We start from the raw sequence: 19,145 nt of genomic DNA on the forward strand, positions 1-19,145 counted from the left end.
CCGCCATCGCATGGGGGGCGGACCATAACAGGGATGCACCATGACCAGAACCAGCCGACCCGTCCGGGCCGTGGCGTTTGCGCTTGCCCCTTTCGCCTTCGCCTTTCCCGCTTTCGCCCAGGATTCCGGCGATCCGATCGTGATCCCGATCCACAACTGGTCCAGCCAGATCGTGATGAGCCATGCCATCGGCCAGATCTTCGAGGGCATGGGCAATTCCGTCGAATATGTCTCGACCGACAGCCAGGCGGTCTATGAGGCGATCCGCCTCGGCGACGCGGCGCTGGAAGTCGAGGTCTGGGAGGGCGCGTTCGGCGCCTCCTTCGACGCCGCAAAGGAAAAGGGCGGCATCCATGAGGCCGGCAACCACAATGCGGTGACGCGCGAGGACTGGTGGTATCCGCTCTGGACCAAAGAGGCCTGCCCCGGCCTGCCCGACTGGGAGGCGCTGAACGCCTGCGCGAGCGCCTTCGCCACGCCGGAAACCGGCGACAAGGGCCGCTTCCTCGGCGGGCCGGTGGACTGGCTGAAGCACGACGCCGAGAAGGTCGAGGCGCTGGATATGAACTTCACCGTGGTCAATGCCGGGTCGGCCGCCGCGCTCTGGGCGGAACTGGCGGCGGCGGAACGCGACAAGACCCCGATCGTGCTGTTCAACTGGACGCCGAATTTCGCCGAAGCGGTCTGGCCGGGCGAATTCGTGGAATTCCCGAAATGGGAAGCGGGCTGCGACAGCGACCCGGCGGTGGGGCCGCATCCCGACAAGGTCTACGATTGCGGCAACCCCGCCGACGGCTATCTGAAGATCGCCGCCTGGGACGGGATGCCCGAGAAATGGCCCGGCGCCTATGCGGTCTTGCAGAAGGTCAGCTTCACCAATCCGCAGATCGCCGAGATGGCCAAGCTGGTCGATGTGGACGGGATGGAGCCCGAGGACGCCGCCACCGCCTGGCTGGCCGCCAACGAGGCCACCTGGAAGCCCTGGCTGGAATGAGCCGCCTATGACCGCCAGCCCGCCCCTTTCCCGGGGGCGGGCCTGCCAATCCCGGAGGCCATGCCCGTGACCCGTTCCGATCCCGTTATTTCCTGCCGCAACGTCTGGAAGATCTTCGGCCCGCGCCCGATGGACGCGCTGGCGCAGCTCCGCGCCGACCCGCAGGCCCGGCCCGACCGCCATGTCACCGCCGTGCATGATGTCACGCTCGATATCATGCCGGGCGAGATGCTGGTGGTGATGGGGCTGTCGGGCTCGGGCAAATCCACCCTGGTGCGCTGCCTGTCGCGCCTGAACGAAATCACCGCGGGCGAGATCCTGATCGAGGGCCGCGACATCGGCAAAATGTCCGAATCCGAGCTGATCGACCTGCGCCGCCGCAAGATGGGCATGGTGTTCCAGAGCTTCGGCCTGCTTCCCAACCGCAATGCGCTGGAAAACGTGGCCTTCCCGCTGGAGATGCGCGGCCAGAGCCGTGCCTCGCGCATTGCCCGCGCCCGCGAGATGCTGGCGCTGGTCGGCCTGAAGGGCCGCGAGAGCTATTTCCCGCGCGAGTTGTCGGGCGGCCAGCAGCAGCGCGTCGGCATCGCCCGCAGCCTCGCCGTCGAGCCCGACATCTGGTTTCTGGACGAGCCGTTCTCGGCGCTCGACCCGTTGATCCGGCGCGAGATGCAGGACGAATTCCTGCGCCTCAAGGCGATCCTGAAAAAGACCATCATCTTCATCACCCACGACTTCGACGAGGCCCTGCGGCTGGCCGACCGCATCGCCATCATGAAGGACGGCCGGGTCGAGCAATGCGACACCCCCGACCGGATCGTGCTTGAGCCGGCCACCGAATATGTCGCCCGCTTCACCGCCGAGATCGACCGCGCCCGGGTGATCCATGCCTCTGGCCTCGCCGAGCCGCTGACCGGCCGCAGCGCCGAGGGCCCCGCCCTGCCCGGCGGCCAGACCCTGCGCGAGATGGCGCGGCATCTGGTGGCCGACCGGCGCGACTGGATCCCGGTCGCCGACGCCCAGGGCCGCACCACCGGAGTGCTGGAGCGCGCCCGCGCGCTCGATATCCTCCTGGGGGAACACGTATGAGCATGGCCGGGAACATCCCCCTCAGACCCCACCAGGACCTGCGCCCGCGGGTGGCGCTGATCCTGATCGGCGCGGCGCTGGTGCTGATCCTGGGGCGCAACCTGTTGCCGCCGGGGCTGATGCGGGCGCCGGACTGGCTGGTGCTGCCCTTCGCCGACTGGATCAACGTGATCTTCGCCTTTCTGCGCGACGATCTGGGGCTGATCCATGTCACCCGCGCCTTCGCCGCCATGCTGGAATGGCTGCTCGATGTGACCGCGAACCTGCTTTACGGCAAGAACCGCTGGCCCCGGCTTGGCCCCTTGCCCTGGTCGGCGGTGGCGGTGTCGATGGCCGCGCTTGGCTGGTGGCTGGGCGGCTGGCGGCTGGCCGCGCTGTCGGGCGGCACCTTCGTCTGGATCGCCGTCATGGGCCAGTGGCAATGGGCGATGGAGACGCTTTCCGTGATCGCCATCGCCGCGCCGTTCTCGGTTCTGCTCGGCCTTGTGATGGGGATCATGGCCTGGCGCTGGACCTGGGCCGCGAAGCTGATGAACCCGGTGCTGAACGTGGCGCAGAGCCTGCCGCATTTCGCCTATATGATCCCGGTCGTGGTGTTCATCGGCGTGGGGCCGAAGGCGGGCGCCATCGTGACCATCATCTTCTCGGTGCCGCCGATGATCCGCATGACCGAACTCGGCCTGCGCAAGGTGCCCGAGGAAGTGGTGGAAAGCGGCAAGATGGGCGGCGCCACCGCCTGGCAGCTTCTGCGCAAGGTGCGGATCCCCACCGCCCGGACCGAGATCCTGATCGGCGTGAACCAGGTCATCATGCAATGCCTTGCCATGGTGGTGCTGGCCAGTTTCATCGGCATGCCCGGCCTCGGGCAGAAGCTCCTGCAACTGCTTCAGGCGCTGAAGATCGGGCTCTCGGTCGAGATCGGCATCACCATCGTGCTGATCGCCGTGGTGCTGGACCGGCTGTCGAAAGCCTGGGCGATGCGCCAGCCGGTGCATCACGACGAGACCCTGCCCTGGGCGCGCCGCCATCCGGTGCTGGTGGTCTGGGCACTGGCGCTGGTGGCGGCCTTCGCCCTGGCACAGATCTTTCCGCTCTTGCATCAGGTGCCGCGGGCGCAGGCGCTCAGCGTGGCCGGGCCGCTGGATGTGCTGGTCGACGGCTTCATCCGGCTGGTCGATCCGGTCACCACCTGGCTGCGCTGGTTCCTGATCACCTGGGTGCTGATCCCGCTGCGCGACGGGATGCTCTGGCTGCCGTTCACCGCCGTGCTGACCGGGATCGCCGCCGCGGGCTGGTCGGTGGGGGGCTGGCGCTCGGCCGCGGTGGTCGTCGCCTTCTTCGGCCTGATCGCGCTGTCGGGCTGGTGGGACCGGGCGATGATCACCGTCTATATGGTGGGCTTTTCCGTATTCATCGCCGCGCTGATCGGCCTGCCGCTCGGCATCTGGGCCGCGCGGAGCGAGACGCGGGCCGGGCGGATGCTGCTGCTCTGCGACTCGCTTCAGACCTTCCCCAGCTTCATCTATCTGATCCCGGTGGTGATGCTGTTCGGGGTGAACGACGTGGCCGTGGTCGCCGCCGTGGTGACCTTCGCCGCGGTGCCGCTGATCCGCTACACGATCGAGGGGCTGCGCGGCGTGCCGGCGGAACTGGTCGAGGCCGCGCATATGAGCGGCACCACCCGGCGCCAGATGCTGTGGCATGTGCGGCTGCCGATGGCGCTGCCGGTGATGATGGTGGGGCTGAACCAGTCGGTGATGTTCTCGCTGTTCATGGTGATCATCGCGGCCTTCATCGGCACCCAGGATCTGGGGCAGGAGTTGCAGCGCGCGCTCTCGGCCACCGATGTGGGCAAGGGTCTTGTTCTGGGGCTGGCGGTGGCCTTCATGGGGCTGGCGGTGGATCACCTGATCCGCCGCTGGTCCGAAAGCCGCAGCGCCGCGCTCGGGCTGTAAGGTCCGGGCAAGGCAAAAGGCCCGCCGGGAAACCGGCGGGCCTTTCGTCACCATCAGCCCGAGAGCAGATCAGGCGAGGTAAGGTTTCACATCGCCCTGCTGCGACCACTCGGCATACCAGGCGTCGAACAGTTTCAGTTGCGCCTCGATGAAACCGGCCTGGCTGGGCGACAGCGCGTCGGTCTCGTTGAAATGCAGGCGGTATTCCGGGTTCCCCTTCAGCACCATCATATGCTTGAAGTAAAGCACCAGGTCCGGCTCGCCATCGACGCGGGCCAGCTCATACAAAGCCTCGTCCAGCTCTTTCGCCAGCCGCCGCGCCTTCACGTCGCCCTTCGCCGCCGCCTTGCACAGATTGACGAGCGTCAGGATCTCGCGCGGCAGCACGCAGCCGATGCCGGTGATCGCGCCGGTGGCGCCGGCGTTGACGTAGCCGTGGAACACCGAAGTGTCGATGCCGATCATCAGCGTCACCCCGTCATCGGCCGAGGTGATGTTCTCGGCCGCATAGGTCAGCGCCGCATTGCCGCCGAATTCCTTGAAGCCGATCAGATTGGGATGCTCGGCGCGCAAGGCGAAGAACAGATCCGCTTTGGTCTCGAACCCGTAATACGGGCTGTTGTAGATCACCGCAGGCAGGTTCGGCGCGGCCGAGAGGATCGCCTTGAAATGCGCCTTCTGCGCCGCCGGAACCGAGCCGCGCGACAGCACCCGCGGGATCACCATCAGCCCATGCGCGCCGACCTTCGCCGCATGTTGCGCCAGCGCCACCGCCGAGGCAGTGTTGATCGCGCCGGTGCCGACGATGACCTTCAGGCCCGCCTTCACCAGCCGCTCGACCCCTTCCATACGCTCTGCATCGGTCAGAAGCGGCCAGTCGCCCATCGAGCCGCAATAGACCACCGAAGCCATGCCGAGGCCGACCAGCTCCTGCCCCTTCTTCACCAGCGCGTCGAAATCCGGGCTGCGGTCGGCTTTGCAGGGCGTCATCAGGGCGGGAATGGTGCCCGAGAAAATATCGCTCATCCGTCTCTCCATCACTGGCCCCTCCCAGGGGGCCGAATCTGTCGGCTCGGGTGGATCATACGCCTTGTATTTTACTTGTCGACAAGAAATATGCCAAACCGGAACCCACGCCCGGCGCGCGGGGTTCAGATCGCGATGTCCTGGCGGCGGTCGCGGGTGATGGCCTTGCCGATCTGGCGCACGATCTGATCGGCATGGGCGCGGGCGAGGCGGTCTGCGGCCTCGATATCGCGCGCGGCGATGGCCTGGACGATGGCCTCGTGCTCGCGCAGATATTCGCCGGGCAGCTCGCCCTCGAAACTGCTGTAATAGTAAAGCCGCAGGATGCGCCGCCCCTCGTCCAGCAAACGCCCGAACAGCGAAAGGTAATAGCGGTTCCGCCCTGCTTCGGCGATGGCGTAGTGGAAATCGCGGTTGGTGGCGATCATCGCGATCTCGTCCCGGGCCTGCGCGGCGTCCTCATAGGCGCGTTGCAGGCGCCGGATGCGGTCCAGATCGGCGGGCTGGTGGTGCTCGGCCGCGAGCCGCGTCGTCACCCGATACATCAGCGTCAGCGCGTCGAAGAAAGTGTGCAGATTGGCGAAGTCGATCTGCGACACCATGGTCGAGCGGTTCGGCAAAGTGTCGATCAGCCCCTCGGCCGCCAGCCGCACCAAAGCCTCGCGGATCGGGGTGCGCGACATACCGAAACGGTCGGCAAGCTGGATCTCGTCGACGATGGCGCCGGGCGGCAGCTCCAGATCGAGGATCTGGTCCCGCAAGAGCTCATAGACCATGCGCACGCCCGAGCCGCGTTTGCGCTCGGCGGTGGCGGTGGTGTCGCTGGCGCTCATCGTCGGATCCCCTCTTGTATACAAAAGGAATACGTCACTGCATGCGGGCGATCAACCGTTCAGGCGGCCGAGAGCCTTGCGTAGCGCCCGCCGGAAAGCGCCAGCTCCGCATGGCTGCCGGTCTCGGTGATCTGCCCCTCCTCCATCACCACGATACGGTCGGCGTCGCGGATCGTGGCAAGGCGATGCGCGATCACCAGCGTCGTGCGCCCCTCGGCCAAGCGTTCCAGCGCGGCCTGGATCTCGCGTTCGGTTTCCGTGTCCAGCGCCGAGGTCGCCTCGTCGAGGATCAGGATCGGCGGGTTCTTCAGGAACACCCGGGCGATGGCGACGCGCTGCTTCTGCCCGCCCGACAGCATCACCCCACGCTCGCCCACCACCGTGTCGAGGCCCTGGGGCAGTCGCTCGATCATCCCGGTCAGTTGTGCGGCATCGGCGGCGGCGAGGATCTCGGCCTCGGTCGCGTCCAGCCGGCCGTAGGCGATGTTCTCGCGCAGGGTGCCGCCGAACAGATAGACATCCTGGCTGACGATGCCGATCTGACGGCGCAGGCTTTCCAGCGTGAAGCTTTTCACGTCATGGCCGTCGAGGGTGATCGCGCCGGAATCCGGCTCGTAGAACCGCGGGAGCAGCGCCAGCAGCGTGGTCTTGCCCGCGCCCGAGGGGCCGACGAAGGCGAGCGTCTCGCCGGGGCTGACCTCGAAACTGACGCCGCGCAGCACCGGCCGGGCGGGATCGTAGCCGAAGGTGACATCCTGGAACCGGACATTGCCGGTGAGCGCGGGCGCGGGGCCCGCGCCGGGGGTATCGGCAATGTCGGGCTCGGTCGCCAGCAGTTCCTGATAGCGGCGGAAGCCTGCGATCCCCTTGGGATAGGTCTCCAGCACGGCAGCGATCTTTTCCAGCGGGCGGAAGAACACGCCCGACAGCAGCAGGAACCCGACGAAGCCCCCGGCCGTGAGCGAGCCGTTCAGCACATAGCCCGCGCCCGCCACCATGATCAGCACCTGGACCCCGCGCATGCCGATATAGTTCAGCGCCTGGCTTGCCGCCATGATGCGGTAGGCCTCCAGCTTGGTCTGGCGATACATCGCATTGTCATGGGCGAAGCGTTCGCGTTCGTGATCCTCGTTGCCGAAGGCCTGGACCACGCGGATGCCGCCGACGTTCTCCTCCATCCGCACGTTGAAATTCGCCACGCGGGAATAGATCGCGCGCCAGGTCGCGGTCATCCGCCCGCCGAAGACCGAGACGATTCCCACCGCCACCGGCACGATCACCGCGGTCATGATCGCCAGCGGCGCATGCAGCCACAGCATCAGCGCGAAGGCGCCGGCAAAGGTCATGATGGCGATGAACAGATCCTCGGGGCCGTGATGGGCGACCTCGCCGATCTCTTCCAGGTCGCGGGTGACGCGGGAAACCAGATGGCCGGTGCGCTGGCGGTCGAACCAGCTCCAGGACAGTTTCTGCACGTGATCGAAGGCGCGGCGGCGCATCTCGGTCTCGATATTGATGCCGAGCATATGGCCCCAATAGGTGACGACCGCCATCAGCCCGGTGTTGACCAGGTAAACCGCCATCAGCAGCAGCGCCGCGGTCAGCGTCAGCGACCAGTTGCCCGCGGGCAGCAGCACGTCGATGAAGCCGCGCACCGCCAGCGGGAAGGCCAGTTCCAGAAGGCCCGACAGCACGGCGCAGCCGAAGTCGATCCAGAACAGCATTTTCCAGGGCCGGTAATAGGCGAAGAAGTCCCGCAGCATCACATCATTCCTGCCAGCGCGGCCAGAGGCGGCCGATACCCCGGCTTCGCCCTCCGGGCGCGAATGGTCAAGAGGGCAGCGGGGCGATCCGCCCGGTTCCGCCGGTGCGGGTCTTAAACATGCGATTGCATGTTCAGCCGGCCCGTGCTATTTCCCCGACAGCCAGGACCAGGTCTCAGCCAGCCACCGACAGGAGACCCATATGGCCGAATCCCGCCTTTTCCCCCGCCGTCGCGCCCTGCTGCGCAACCCCCTCCTCGCCGCGCTTCTCGCGGGCAGCGCCCTCGTCTCCTCTCCGCCCGCGGTGCTGGCCCAGGACGGGGCCGAAGGCGAGTTCCTCGGCACCATCCTGCTCGACCCGATGCACAGCCGCGCGCGCGACCCCGACGGCAATGCCGCCGACCGCGGCACCAGCCAGTATGTGGCGGATGCCGAGCTTGACCGGGCGCGGATGGGCAATCTGCGCGACCTGTTCGCGGGGATCGCCTCGGTCTCGGTCGGCGGCGCGATTCCGGTGGCGCAGAAGATCTTCGTCAACGGCGTCGATATGCTGAACCTCGCGGTCTCGGTCGATGGGGTGTCGCAGAACAACCGGATCTTCCACCATGTCTCGGCCAATGCCTTCGATCCGGGGCTGATGAAATTCGTCCGCGTCGATGCCGGCGCAGCACCGGCCGATGCCGGGCCGCATGCCATGGCCGGCGCCGTGGTGATGGAGACGGTGGATGCCGCCGACATCCTCGATGAGGGGCAGACGTTCGGCGGCAACGCCCGGCTGTCCTACGGCGACAACGGCAGCACCTTCGGCCGTTCCGCCACCCTGGCAGGGCGGCACGGCGGTTTTGAATGGCTGGCCTATCTGAAATCCATGACCGGCGAGGATTACAAGACCGGCGCGGGCACGGTGATCAAAGGCAGCGCCGCCGATCTTCAGACCGCGCTGCTGAAACTGGCCTACGAGACCCCGGACGGCCATCGCTTCGAGCTTTCCGGCCAGCGGATGGACGACGATGCCCTGCGCCCCTACCGGGCCAATTTCATCAGCGACGGACGCCCCTTCCCGCTGCGCCGCTATGAAACCGAACGCACCTCCTGGGCGCTTTCCTACGAGAATACCCAAGGCTCCGGCTTCTGGGATCCGCGCGTGACCATCGGCCGGTCCGCGGTTGCCATCGGCGTCGATCAGCCGCTCGACCCCACGCTCGGGGTCAGCCGGGGCGAAACCAGCACCGTCTCGGCCAGGGTCGAGAACCGCTTCCACCTGGGCGGCACCGATACGATCACCACCGGGGTGGATTTCTATGATCGCGAAAGCACCTATCGCGACAACACCAACCCGGGCGTCAGCGAGCGGGCGAAGAATGTCGGCCTCTTCGCCCAGGCCCGGCTTGACCCGTCCGAGGCGCTTTCGGTCTCGTTCGGGCTGCGCTACGACCGCCAGGACTTTACCGGCACCTCGGGCTGGGAGGGCAGTTTCTCGGGCCTCAGCGGCAATGCCTCGGTGGCCTGGAACGTGACCGAAGACCTGCGGCTGCGGGCGGGGGCGTCTTCGGTGTTCGGCGGCCTGACGATCGAGGACAATTTCATCTTCAATCCGGCCTGGAATTACGGCGCGATGAAATCCTCACGCTCAACCAACTACACGCTCGGCTTCGATTACGAGACCGGCGTGCTGCGGCTGGACGGCGAGCTGTTCCTGACCAGGCTCGACGATGTGCGGCTGGCCAGCTTCCGGGTGAACGGGGTGGGCGATGCGGAAAGCCGCGGCTTCAACCTGGGCCTCGGCTACGGCTGGGAGGGCGGCTATCTGCGCGCCAGCTATTCGCACAGCAAGATCAAGGTGAACGGCGTGGGCAGCGACAGCTATGCGGCGCTGGACCTTGGCGCACCTCTGGGCGGCGTCTTCTCGGTCGAGGCGCAGCACACGCCCGAGGGCAGCGATTTCACCTGGGGCGGCGCCATCCGCGGCGCGGCCTCTTACGACGAGATCAACGCCGGCGCCAATCAGGGCCTTGCGGGCTATGCGGTGCTGGATCTGTTCACCGAATATGCCTCGCCCCAGGTCGAAGGGCTGACGATCCGGGCCGAGGTGAACAATGTCTTCGACAAGGAATATGCCGACCGCGCCACCTATGGCGCCGATTATTCCAGCGTGACCCCGTTCTACGAGCCCGGCCGCACGCTTTCCATCGTGGCTGCACTGAAGTTCTGAGCCGCTGCACGGTTCTTGCAGGGGGGCGGGAAACCGCCCCCTTTTCAGTCGTATAGCCGGTTCAGCATCCGCACCAGGGTATAGGCCTCGGCCTGGCTGATCCGCGGCGCGAAGGCGGCCTGGATCTTTTCGGCATAGACGTTCCAGATCCGCTCCTGCATCCCCTCGGCGGCCCCGGTCAGCCGCACGACCTGGGCGCGCCCTGCCCCGCCCGAGGCCTCGCGCCGCAAGAGCCCGGCCCTGACCATCCGCGAGACATGGCGCGACAGCGCGTATTGCGCCACGAACAGCCGCTTTTGCAGCGCGAGCATCTGGATGCCCTTCTCGCCCGCACTGTCGGCGGCCTCGATGATCTCATACCAGATCGGGTCCTGGATCCCCATCTCGCGCAGGCTCTTCTCGATTTCGGGCATGATGGTGCGCTGGATGCGCTGAAGCGCGAAAAAGACCCTGTTATAGCCGATTCCGGGGTCGGGATCGCCGAAAAAGGCGGCGCCTTCGGCGGCGGTCAGGGGGGGATCCCTCGTCTCGGTCTCGGCTGTGGTCACGGGCGCTCCTGCTGGCGGACACGGGGTGCCGCGACCATAGCGCCCCCGGCTCAGCCATACCAGAAGGCGAAGCGCCGGCCGCCGATCTCGCGCACCTCGATCTCCATGTCGTAGATCTGATGCAGCCGTTCGGGGGTGACGATTTCCCCGGGCGTGCCGGTGCAGAGCACCCGGCCCGCCCGCATGGCGACGATCCGGTCGGAATGCGCGCTGGCGAAGTTGATGTCATGCAGCACCACGACCACGGTCTTGCCCAGATCATGCGCCGCCTCGCGCAGGATGCGCATCATCGCGCGGGCGTTCTTCATGTCGAGATTGTTCAAGGGCTCGTCCAGCAGCAGATAATCGGTCTCCTGCGCCAGGACCATGGCGACGAAGGCACGCTGGCGCTGCCCGCCGGAAAGCTGGTCGAGAAAGCGCCCGGCAAGGCCGGTCAGGTCGAGGTAATCCAGCGCGTGATCCACCGCGCGGCGGTCCTCGTCGGTCGGGCGGCCGCGGTTGTGCGGCCAGCGCCCGAAGCCCACCAGTTCGCGCACCGTCAGCCGGGCGGTCAGGTGGTTCTCCTGCCGCAGCACGGCCAGCTTCTTCGCCAGCTCCGGCCCGGCGGCGTGGAACACCTCTGTCCCGTCGACCGTGACGCTGCCGCCATCGGGCTGCACCAGCCGCGCGATGACTGAGAGCAGCGTCGATTTCCCCGCGCCGTTCGCGCCGATGATCGTGGTGATGCCGCCCCGGGGCAGCACCAGGCTCACATCGTCCAGCACCAGGGCGGGGCCGTAGCTTTTGCGCAGGTTGCGGGTTTCGATCATCGGCGCCCTCCGGCCAGCAAGAGCAGGATGAACACCACCCCGCCGAAGAATTCGATCACGATGCCAAGCGCGGTGTTGAAGGCAAAGGCCCGCTCCAGCACGGTCTGCCCGGCGACCAGCAACAGGATCGCGACGAGGCTCGCCGCCGGCAACAGCACCGCATGGCGCGAGGTGCCCACCGCCAGATGCGCAAGGCTGACCGCCAGCAGGCCGAAGAAGGTGACGGGGCCCACGAGCGCGGTCGAGACCGAGACCAGCACCGAAACCATGGCCAGGACCATCAGCACCTCGCGCCGCCACCGGATGCCGAGGTTCACCGCGATCGGGCGCCCGAGGCCGATCACATCCAGCCGCCGGGCGTTGCGCGCGACCCAGAGCGTGACCAGCGCGGTCAGCCCCCAGCCGATCCCCATCAGCACCGGCTCGATGGTGCCGAAACTGGCGAAAAGCATGTCGGAAAGCACCATGAACTCGTTCGGGTCAAGCAGGCGCTGCACGAATTCCGCCAGCGTGCGCAGGAAGATCCCGAACACCACGCCGATCAGCAACAGGCGGTGCAGGCTGCGCTCCTCGCCCAGAAACAGCCAGCGGTAGAGCGCCATCGAACAGCCCACCATCAGCGCCACCTTGGCCGCGAACAACAGCCGCGCGTCCTGCTGCGCCAGCGCGGCCGAGCCGAGGACGGCGACCAGAACCGTCGAGGTCAGCACATAAAGCGCGTCGAACCCCATGATCGAGGGCGTCAGGATCCGGTTGGCGGTGACGGTCTGGAACAAGACCGTCGAGATGGCCACCGCATGGGCGACCAGCACCAGCCCCGCCAGCTTCATGCCGCGGAATTTCAGCACGAAATCCCAGTTGCCGCGCACGCCGAGCGTCATGAAGGCGGCCACCGCCGCCAGCACCAGCACCGTCAGCACGACCAGCGCGAGACGGGCGCGGCGCTCAGGCGGCATCCGCGCGCCTCCGCAGGAGCAGGATCAGAAAGACGAGGCTGCCGATCACGCCGAGGATGGTCCCGACCGGGATCTCGTAAGGCGCGCGCAAGGTCCGGCCGAGGATGTCGCACCCCAGCACGAGCCCCGCGCCCGAGACCGCCACCCAGGGCACCGCGCGGCGCATGTTGTCGCCAAGCGCGAGGCTCACGAGGTTCGGCACGATCAGCCCGAGGAAAGGGATGATCCCAACCGTCACCACCACCACCGCCGTGACCAGCGAGACGATGGCCAGCCCCAGCCCCACCACCCGGCCATGCGCGAGGCCGAGCGAGGCCGCCATGTCGCGCCCCAGCCCCGCCAGCGTGAAACGGTCGGCGGTGATCCAGGCCAGACCCGCCACTGCCGCGCCAAGCCACAACAGCTCATAGCGCCCGCGCAACACGCCCGAGAGGTCGCCCTGGGTCCAGGCCAGCACGGTCTGCATCAGGTCGGCGCGATAGGCGAAGAAGGTGGTCACCGCCTGAAGCACTCCGGTCAGGATGATGCCGATCAGCGGCACCATCATCTGATCGCGCAACGGCACCCGGCGCAGGATCAAAAGGAACAGCCCCGTCCCCGCCATGGCGAAAACCGCACCCACCGCCATCTTGACGATCACCGGGGCGCCGGGGGCCAGCAGCGTCATCACGAGAAGCCCCATCCCCGCCGCCTCGACCGTGCCCACGGTCGAGGGCTCGACAAAGCGGTTGCGGATCACGATCTGCATCAACAGCCCCGCGATCGCCATCGACGCGCCCGAGAGCACCAGCGCCAGCATCCTGGGCACCCGGCTTTCCCACAGCACCAGCCAGGCGCGGTCGTCGCCCGCGGCCAGCGCGGCAAGGCTGAGGTCCGAGACCCCCACCATCAGGCTGGTGCAGGCCAGAGCCGCCGTCAGCAGGAATGCGGCCAGCAGCGGCAAGTTACCCCGCCGCCCCAAGCGCATCGGCCATCTGATCCAGCAGGATCGTCATCGCGGTATAGCCGCCGAAGGTGATATAGGCCGCATTCGGGTCGAGCAGCACGACATGGCCATCCTGCACGGCCCTCGTCCCGGCCATCAGCGCATTGTCGAGCACCGCTTTCGCGCCCTCGCCCGCGGCTCCGACGCCTGCATCGCGGTCGACGACGAAGATCCAGTCGGGGTTGCGCTCCAGGATATACTCGAACGAGATCACATCGCCGCCGTGGAAACGGTCGTCGATCCCCTCTTCGACCGGGGCGAAGCCCAGTTCGGTATGGATCCAGCCAAGCCGCGAGGTCGGGCCGTAAGCGCCCAGCTTGCCGCCGTTCGTCACCAGGATCAGCGCGGTGCCCGACCCCGGCGCCACCTGCTTCAGCCGGTCGATCCGGGCGTCGAGATCGGCGACCAGTTCCCCGGCCTTCGCCTCCAGCCCGAAGATCTGCCCCACCGCGCGGATATTGCGGCGCACCGCCTCGAAATGATTGCCTTCAAGGCTCAGATCCACCGTCGGCAGCAGCGAGGACATCTGGCCGTATACCGGCGCGGTGCGGGTGCCGACGATCATCAGATCCGCCCCGGCGGCGGCGATGGCCTCGTAATCGGGCTCGAAGATCGTGCCCATCTTCGGATGTTCGTCCCCGGCGTATTCCGCCAGATACGCGGGCAGATTACTGCCCAGCACGCCCGCGGGATGTGCCCCGAGCGCCGCCGCGATGTCGAGCGCGTTGATGTCGAGGATCAGCACCTTGCCCACCGGCGCATCCACCACCGTCTCGCCCTGCGAATGGCGGATCGTCACGCTGTCGGCCAGCGCAGGCCCCGCCAGCAGCGCCAGGGCAAATCCGAAACCCGTCAGAAAACCACGCATATCCCTCTCCTTGCGATCTCTCACCGCAACTCCTGCGCGCGGCCGGGGGTGACGCCGAATTCGCGCTTGAACGCGGTCGAGAAATTCGCCGCGCTGGAATAGCCCGCCATGAAGGCCGCCTGGGCCACGTTCACGCTGCCCCGGCGCAGCGCGGCGAAGGCGGCCTCCAGCCGCTGTGCGCGGATGAACTCGCTCGGGCTGCAATCCATCGTGCGGCGGCACAGCCGTTGCAGGCTGCGCAGCCCCAGGCCGCAGGCCCGCGCCAGATCCTCGGGGCCAAGGTCGGGATCGTCGAGGTGGCTCGCGATATAGCCCGCCAGCGCCGCGATGCGCGGATGGCCCGGCTGCCCGTCGCGCAGGGGCGGCACCGCCGCCTGCAACGCCGTAAGGTAGAGATCGACGCCGCGCGACATCAGCGACAGGCTCATCGCCTCGCGCGGGATGGCGCCCAGAACCCCCTGGCGATGCACCGCGACCATATCCTGCGCGATGGCCAGCATGTCGGCCCCCGGCGTCCAGGCCCGGTGGGTCACATCGCGCGGCAGGCCCGGCAGACGGGCGGGCGGGCGGATGTCGGGCCCTTCGCTCTCATCCACCTCGCCGGCATGATCCAGCCAGTCGGGATCGGTGATGATGCCGATCTTGACCAGCGGGCGGCCCTGGCTTTCCAGATATTCCACCCGGCTGCCCGCCGCGACGCGCAGCAGCAGCGCCTGCGGCCCGGTCTGGCCGGGAATCAGCGTGGAAAGCACGAATTCCGCATCATTCACCAGAAATCTCTGATGCCCGCTGATCAGCAGGAACAGCATCTGCCGGTCTTCCCCGATCTGCATCGCGGAACCCGAGACCCCCGCCGCATCCTCGTTGCGCAGGCCGATCCGCAGATTGCCGGGATAGTGGAAAACCGTCATCCGACCTCCTGTCCCTTCCGTCCGGCTGACGCGCTGTCAAACAAGATTGTCGCTCCGGCAAAACCCTGCGCGATAGAGCGTGCCCTCGGGTTTCTATAATAACCACGCAAAACACTCAAGAACCGTGCCCGGCCTGCGACACTTCGCGTGAACGGGGCGGTCCGCTGACCAGAAGGACCGAACATGTCAGGACATCCGACTCCTCTGCGCCCGATGCTGCGGCTGTTGCCCCTTGCCGGCGTGTCGCTTCTGGCGCTTGCGACCGCGCTTCACGCGCAAGTGCGCGACGACGAACCCGTCGATCTGGGCACGATCTACATCGTCACCGACGGCAAGGACAATATCGAGGCCACCGGCGGCACCGTGATCACCGCCGAGGATCTGGAGCGTCTGCAACCCGCCGACACGTCGGAGCTGTTCGCGCGGGAATCCTCGGTGACGGTCTCGGGCGGCGGCGGTCCGGCGAAGAAGGTCAGCGTCTTCGGGATCGAGCAGTCGCTTCTGTCGGTGACGGTGGACGGGGTGCCGCAGGGCTCGACCAGCTGGCACCATACCGGCTCGAACGTGATCGACCCGGCCTTCCTGAAGGCGGTCGAGGTCGAGGCGGGCGCCGCCGCCGCCGATTCCGGCTTTGCCGCCGCCGCGGGCGCGCTGCGCTACGAGACGGTCGGCGCGAACGACCTGCTGGAGGACGGCCAGACCCTGGGCGGCCGCGCGGCGCTGTCTTATGGCTCGAACGGGCGCGGCGTCTCGGGCAGCCTCGCGGGCTACGGCCGGCATCAGGGTTTCGACTGGCTGATCATGGCCCATGGCTCGGACGGCGACAATTACGAGGACGGCGAGGGCCGCGAGGTGCTTGGCACCGAACCGGCGGCGCGCAACGTCATCGCGAAATTCGGCTATGAATTCGAGGGCCACCGGCTGGAACTGGGGCTGGAGCGCAGCCGCGACGACGCCGACCGCCTGATCAAAGCAAACATGGATCTGGCCGGCGACGAGGTTCACCCGCTGAAGGTCAGCCGCGATTCGGTGAAGCTGAGCTACACCACCACCGACCCGACCGACGGCTGGGATCCCGAGGTGGCGCTTTACCTCAGCCGGTATGAATACTGGCGGCCGAATTACGCCACCGGCGCGCGCGGCAACAACGGCGACGCGATCTTTGACGAGGACCAGTTCGGCGGCAAGGTGCAGAACACCTTCACCATCGGCGCGGGCAAGATCACCGCCGGGGTGGACTTCAATCAGCACGATTACGCCACCGATAACTACGGCGACGGCCAGGCCGCCAACCGCCGTTACCGCGACTTCTCGACCACCCAGGTCGGCGCCTATGTCCAGGGCCGGTTCGAGTTCGACAACGGTTTCAACCTGTCCACCGGCGCGCGCTACGACGCGCACCGCTTCACCGACTGGAACGGCCAGCGGTTCAGCGATTCGGGCGCCAGCGTGAACGCCACCGCCGCATATCGCTTCAACGACAATGTCGAGATCTTCGCCGGGGCCTCGCGCACCTGGCTGGGCTATGTGATCGGCGATTACGGCTATGTCCACGCCCGCAACAACGCCTTCGCGACCGACCCGAACCTGCGGCCCGGCGAGGCCGAGAACTACAAGATCGGCGCGAATTTCGGCGGCGAAAACTGGCAGGCGGGGATCACCCTGTTCGACACGAAGATCACCGATCTGCTGAACTATTCCAGCACCATGCTGCTCAACCGCAGCGAGGAGTTCCGCAGCAAGGGCGTGACGCTGAACGCCGCTTACGACTTCGGCGGCACCCGGATCGGCGCATCTTACACCAAAGCCGATGTGACCGGCGACGGGGTGGATGTCCTGCCCGACAACGGCGTGTTCTTCATGCCGGTGGGCAGCATCGCCGCGGTCTGGGTCGATCACGAGGTTCCGGCCTGGAACATGGTGGTCGGCGCCACGGTGGAATGGGCGGGCAGCATCGACGAGCGCGTGGTCGGCGCCACCACCTATTTCAGGCAGCCGTCCTACACCGTGGTCAACGCCTGGGCCGAATGGGCGCCCCCGGCTTACGAGAATCTCTCGGTCCGGCTCGGCGTCGACAACCTGCTGGACGAGACCTATTCCGAGCGGTCCGGCTTTGCCGCGAACAGCAGCCGCGGCGGAATCGATCCGGTCTGGGGTCCGGGCCGCACCGTGACGCTCGGCGCCGCGCTGAAGTTCTGAGCGGAACCCTCCGCCCCGACTGCCTGCCGCCTTCGGCCCGGACTGTTCCGGGCCGAAAGCATTTCCCCCATCGCAAACAAGAGCCAGGCGACTTCGGGTGCAGAACTCATCATATCGGTTGCGATTGCAGAGGATCCCGGCAGGACCGGGTTCGCTGTCCGGTGCCGAAGCATCCGGTCATCGGCCCGATCATCAGGCCCCCGCCGGTGCTTTAAATGTTCAGTCCCGGCATTTTGGATCGGTTCCGGATGACGCGATCCGGCTCTGAGATCCGGACCATGCGGATGTCTGCGCGGGGCGTGATCCCGGGATGTCTTACGTCTGCGGGCGAAGTTACAGGCGACCATGAGCGCCGCGAGGTGGGTTCGCATCATCGTGACCACCGTAATGGAAAGTTTGACCGTCGCATCCCTGCTGGTGCGGTTCATCCGCTCTGCCTGCCCGTTGGTCGACGGGTGGTCGGGCCGGGTCAGTCTGCGCCCGATCCAATGCGCCTCACAGTCCCTGTCGAAGCGCATTGGCCGGGCGCAGAGGATGTCGCGGTTGCGAAACCGGTCTGCGAACCGGATGCATTTCGCCATCGTCTTCCGGACCAATGGCCTGATCAGTGAGAATGGTGTGGATACGATAAGGCACGATCTCAGGCATGTGCTGCCCGAACTCCGAAGGCCGTCTTCTTATCGGTCAAGGCGCGCTGTATCCGAATCCGGGCGGCGGCACCCAGGGCCATCCGGCGGGTCTGCCAGACCTTGTCTCCGGCCCCACCCAGGCCGGACAAGCACTGCGTTTCCCCGCCCCCCGAAGGGCGGGATCGTTCCAACCGGCCGGGGCGGATGCGCGCTGACCCTGTCGCGAGCCGGACCTTGGGCGCTGAAAAGCGGGCTTTGGGGCGGCGCGGATTACGGCGGCCGCAGCCGGGACGGCCGCTACGCCACCCCCTCGACGATGGCGACATGGACCAGGGCCGCGCCTTCGCGCCGCGCCCGCGCCGCCTGATATTCGGGTGAATGATAGCAGGACCGCGCCGCCTCCAGCGAGGGGAATTCGATCACCACATGGCGGTCGAGGTCGGGGCCTTCGAAGGTCTCGCCCGCCCCGCCCCGGGCGAGGAATTTCGCCCCATGGGCCGCGAAAGCCGCGGGTGCCAGCGCGCGGTATTCGTCGTAGCGCGCGGGATCGGTCACTTTCACATGGGCGATCCAATAGGCGGGCATGGTCATTTCTCCAGCAGATGCCGCGCGATCTCGGCGGCGTCGCGCAGATGGTCGCGCACCGCCGCGGCCGCGGCCACGGGGTCGTTTGCGCAGATCGCGTCGCAGATCCGCGCCATATGGGCCGGGCCCGAGACCCGGCGCTCCCTCGTCGCCAGCGTCAGCGCCCTGAGCCGCGAGATCCGGCTGTGCAAACGCTGCACCACCTCCCAGGCGATATCGTGGCCGGCGGCGGTGAAGATCACCTCGTAAAGCGCTGTGGTCGCGTCATAAAGCCGTAGCGGCGAGGCATCGTCGAACGCCGCCTCCAGATCGGCCAGCGCCGCGCGCAGCCGGGCCTTCACCCCATCATCCGCACGGGAGGCGCAATCGGCAGCGGCCTCGGATTCCAGCAGACGGCGGATCTCGTAGACCTGACGCGCCTGCGGCCAGTCCAGCATGGCCACCACCGGCCCGCCGCGCGGCTGGATCTCGACCAGCCCCTCGGCCTCAAGATAGCGGATCGCCTCGCGCACGACCGAGCGCGACACCCCGAGCTGGTCGCAAAGCGTGCGTTCGACCAGCCGGTCCCCGCCCGAGAACCGCCCGGTGATGATCGCGTTGCGCAGCCGCTCGACCGCCAGCTCGCGCAGGGTGGTCACCGGATGCGCGATCCGAAGATCTCCGCTGTCTTTTTCGTCGGGGGGCGCTGTCTGATCCATGGCCTCACCTTAGCAGTCCGCCGGACCAAAGCAAGATGTTCTTGACATTCCGTATTATGGTATACCAACATACCAGCAGACAAAA

16 protein-coding genes are annotated in these 19,145 nt (G+C 67.1%); 5 read left to right on the plus strand and 11 right to left on the minus strand.

The window, feature by feature from the left end:
* Nucleotides 1–40 precede the first annotated feature (40 nt).
* Genes XINFAN_RS19480 through XINFAN_RS19490 form a run of 3 tightly spaced genes read left to right on the plus strand, consistent with a single transcriptional unit; the run spans nt 41 to nt 4,038 of the window.
* Complete coding sequence (locus tag XINFAN_RS19480) at nt 41–994, plus strand: ABC transporter substrate-binding protein (protein ID WP_124088526.1); 954 nt, start codon at nt 41–43, stop codon at nt 992–994.
* Between the two features lie 60 nt (nt 995–1,054).
* The gene (locus tag XINFAN_RS19485) at nt 1,055–2,083 is read left to right on the plus strand and encodes a quaternary amine ABC transporter ATP-binding protein (protein WP_124088527.1); all 1,029 of its coding nucleotides are present in this window, start codon (nt 1,055–1,057) and stop codon (nt 2,081–2,083) included.
* A 2-nt stretch (nt 2,084–2,085) separates the two neighbouring features.
* On the plus strand, nt 2,086–4,038 hold the full coding sequence (locus tag XINFAN_RS19490; protein ID WP_124088560.1) for an ABC transporter permease: 1,953 nt from the start codon (nt 2,086–2,088) through the stop codon (nt 4,036–4,038).
* 69 nt (nt 4,039–4,107) lie between these two features.
* Here XINFAN_RS19490 and XINFAN_RS19495 read toward each other — a convergent pair whose 3' ends face one another.
* The 3 genes from XINFAN_RS19495 to XINFAN_RS19505 form a co-directional block, all read right to left on the minus strand.
* Nucleotides 4,108–5,064, minus strand: coding sequence for a dihydrodipicolinate synthase family protein (locus tag XINFAN_RS19495; protein WP_124088528.1), 957 nt, complete (start codon nt 5,062–5,064; stop codon nt 4,108–4,110).
* Nucleotides 5,065–5,189: 125 nt separating this feature from the next.
* Nucleotides 5,190–5,897, minus strand: coding sequence for a GntR family transcriptional regulator (locus tag XINFAN_RS19500; protein WP_124088529.1), 708 nt, complete (start codon nt 5,895–5,897; stop codon nt 5,190–5,192).
* Nucleotides 5,898–5,956: 59 nt separating this feature from the next.
* Nucleotides 5,957–7,660, minus strand: a complete 1,704-nt coding sequence (locus XINFAN_RS19505; protein ID WP_124088530.1) for an ABC transporter ATP-binding protein — start codon at nt 7,658–7,660, stop codon at nt 5,957–5,959.
* 202 nt (nt 7,661–7,862) lie between these two features.
* On the opposite strand from XINFAN_RS19505, the gene XINFAN_RS19510 reads away from it, so the two are divergent.
* A complete protein-coding gene (locus XINFAN_RS19510; RefSeq protein WP_124088531.1) occupies nt 7,863–9,872 on the plus strand; it encodes a TonB-dependent receptor in 2,010 nt (669 codons plus the stop codon).
* Between the two features lie 44 nt (nt 9,873–9,916).
* Here the strand turns inward: XINFAN_RS19510 and XINFAN_RS19515 are convergent, their stop codons facing one another.
* Genes XINFAN_RS19515 through XINFAN_RS19540 form a run of 6 tightly spaced genes read right to left on the minus strand, consistent with a single transcriptional unit; the run spans nt 9,917 to nt 14,949 of the window.
* A complete protein-coding gene (locus tag XINFAN_RS19515; protein WP_233352400.1) occupies nt 9,917–10,420 on the minus strand; it encodes a MarR family winged helix-turn-helix transcriptional regulator in 504 nt (167 codons plus the stop codon).
* Nucleotides 10,421–10,470: 50 nt separating this feature from the next.
* Nucleotides 10,471–11,229 (minus strand): iron ABC transporter ATP-binding protein, encoded by a 759-nt coding sequence (locus tag XINFAN_RS19520; protein WP_124088532.1) that lies wholly within the window; start codon nt 11,227–11,229, stop codon nt 10,471–10,473.
* A complete protein-coding gene (locus tag XINFAN_RS19525) occupies nt 11,226–12,185 on the minus strand; it encodes an iron chelate uptake ABC transporter family permease subunit (RefSeq protein WP_124088533.1) in 960 nt (319 codons plus the stop codon). Before XINFAN_RS19525 ends, XINFAN_RS19520 begins: the two co-directional genes overlap by 4 nt.
* On the minus strand, nt 12,175–13,128 hold the full coding sequence (locus XINFAN_RS19530; protein WP_267898366.1) for an ABC transporter permease: 954 nt from the start codon (nt 13,126–13,128) through the stop codon (nt 12,175–12,177). The genes XINFAN_RS19525 and XINFAN_RS19530 overlap by 11 nt, the downstream gene beginning before the upstream one ends.
* 1 nt (nt 13,129) lies before the next feature.
* Complete coding sequence (locus XINFAN_RS19535; protein ID WP_124088535.1) at nt 13,130–14,038, minus strand: siderophore ABC transporter substrate-binding protein; 909 nt, start codon at nt 14,036–14,038, stop codon at nt 13,130–13,132.
* Between the two features lie 20 nt (nt 14,039–14,058).
* Nucleotides 14,059–14,949: a helix-turn-helix transcriptional regulator gene (locus tag XINFAN_RS19540; protein ID WP_124088536.1), complete on the minus strand. Its 891-nt coding sequence runs from the start codon at nt 14,947–14,949 to the stop codon at nt 14,059–14,061.
* A 183-nt stretch (nt 14,950–15,132) separates the two neighbouring features.
* Here XINFAN_RS19540 and XINFAN_RS19545 point away from each other — a divergent pair, with 183 nt between their 5' ends.
* On the plus strand, nt 15,133–17,148 hold the full coding sequence (locus tag XINFAN_RS19545; RefSeq protein ID WP_233352407.1) for a TonB-dependent receptor domain-containing protein: 2,016 nt from the start codon (nt 15,133–15,135) through the stop codon (nt 17,146–17,148).
* A 926-nt stretch (nt 17,149–18,074) separates the two neighbouring features.
* Here the strand turns inward: XINFAN_RS19545 and XINFAN_RS19550 are convergent.
* Entirely contained in the window at nt 18,075–18,362 is a 288-nt protein-coding gene (locus XINFAN_RS19550) for a DUF1330 domain-containing protein (RefSeq protein ID WP_124088537.1), read from the minus strand.
* Nucleotides 18,363–18,364: 2 nt separating this feature from the next.
* Nucleotides 18,365–19,060 carry a GntR family transcriptional regulator gene (locus XINFAN_RS19555; RefSeq protein ID WP_124088538.1) on the minus strand — a complete coding sequence of 232 codons (696 nt, stop codon included), beginning with the start codon at nt 19,058–19,060 and terminating at the stop codon, nt 18,365–18,367.
* Nucleotides 19,061–19,145 lie beyond the last annotated feature (85 nt).

The organism is Pseudogemmobacter humi, from assembly GCF_900609055.1.
Classification (GTDB): domain Bacteria; phylum Pseudomonadota; class Alphaproteobacteria; order Rhodobacterales; family Rhodobacteraceae; genus Pseudogemmobacter; species Pseudogemmobacter humi.

Coding starts and splice junctions, on each gene's coding strand:
- XINFAN_RS19480 (WP_124088526.1), top strand. CDS start 41: ATGACCAGAACCAGCCGACCCGTCCGGGCCGTGGCGTTTGCGCTTGCC.
- XINFAN_RS19485 (WP_124088527.1), top strand. CDS start 1,055: ATGCCCGTGACCCGTTCCGATCCCGTTATTTCCTGCCGCAACGTCTGG.
- XINFAN_RS19490 (WP_124088560.1), top strand. CDS start 2,086: ATGGCCGGGAACATCCCCCTCAGACCCCACCAGGACCTGCGCCCGCGG.
- XINFAN_RS19495 (WP_124088528.1), bottom strand. CDS start 5,064: ATGAGCGATATTTTCTCGGGCACCATTCCCGCCCTGATGACGCCCTGC.
- XINFAN_RS19500 (WP_124088529.1), bottom strand. CDS start 5,897: ATGAGCGCCAGCGACACCACCGCCACCGCCGAGCGCAAACGCGGCTCG.
- XINFAN_RS19505 (WP_124088530.1), bottom strand. CDS start 7,660: ATGCTGCGGGACTTCTTCGCCTATTACCGGCCCTGGAAAATGCTGTTC.
- XINFAN_RS19510 (WP_124088531.1), top strand. CDS start 7,863: ATGGCCGAATCCCGCCTTTTCCCCCGCCGTCGCGCCCTGCTGCGCAAC.
- XINFAN_RS19520 (WP_124088532.1), bottom strand. CDS start 11,229: ATGATCGAAACCCGCAACCTGCGCAAAAGCTACGGCCCCGCCCTGGTG.
- XINFAN_RS19525 (WP_124088533.1), bottom strand. CDS start 12,185: ATGCCGCCTGAGCGCCGCGCCCGTCTCGCGCTGGTCGTGCTGACGGTG.
- XINFAN_RS19535 (WP_124088535.1), bottom strand. CDS start 14,038: ATGCGTGGTTTTCTGACGGGTTTCGGATTTGCCCTGGCGCTGCTGGCG.
- XINFAN_RS19540 (WP_124088536.1), bottom strand. CDS start 14,949: ATGACGGTTTTCCACTATCCCGGCAATCTGCGGATCGGCCTGCGCAAC.
- XINFAN_RS19545 (WP_233352407.1), top strand. CDS start 15,133: ATGTCAGGACATCCGACTCCTCTGCGCCCGATGCTGCGGCTGTTGCCC.
- XINFAN_RS19550 (WP_124088537.1), bottom strand. CDS start 18,362: ATGCCCGCCTATTGGATCGCCCATGTGAAAGTGACCGATCCCGCGCGC.
- XINFAN_RS19555 (WP_124088538.1), bottom strand. CDS start 19,060: ATGGATCAGACAGCGCCCCCCGACGAAAAAGACAGCGGAGATCTTCGG.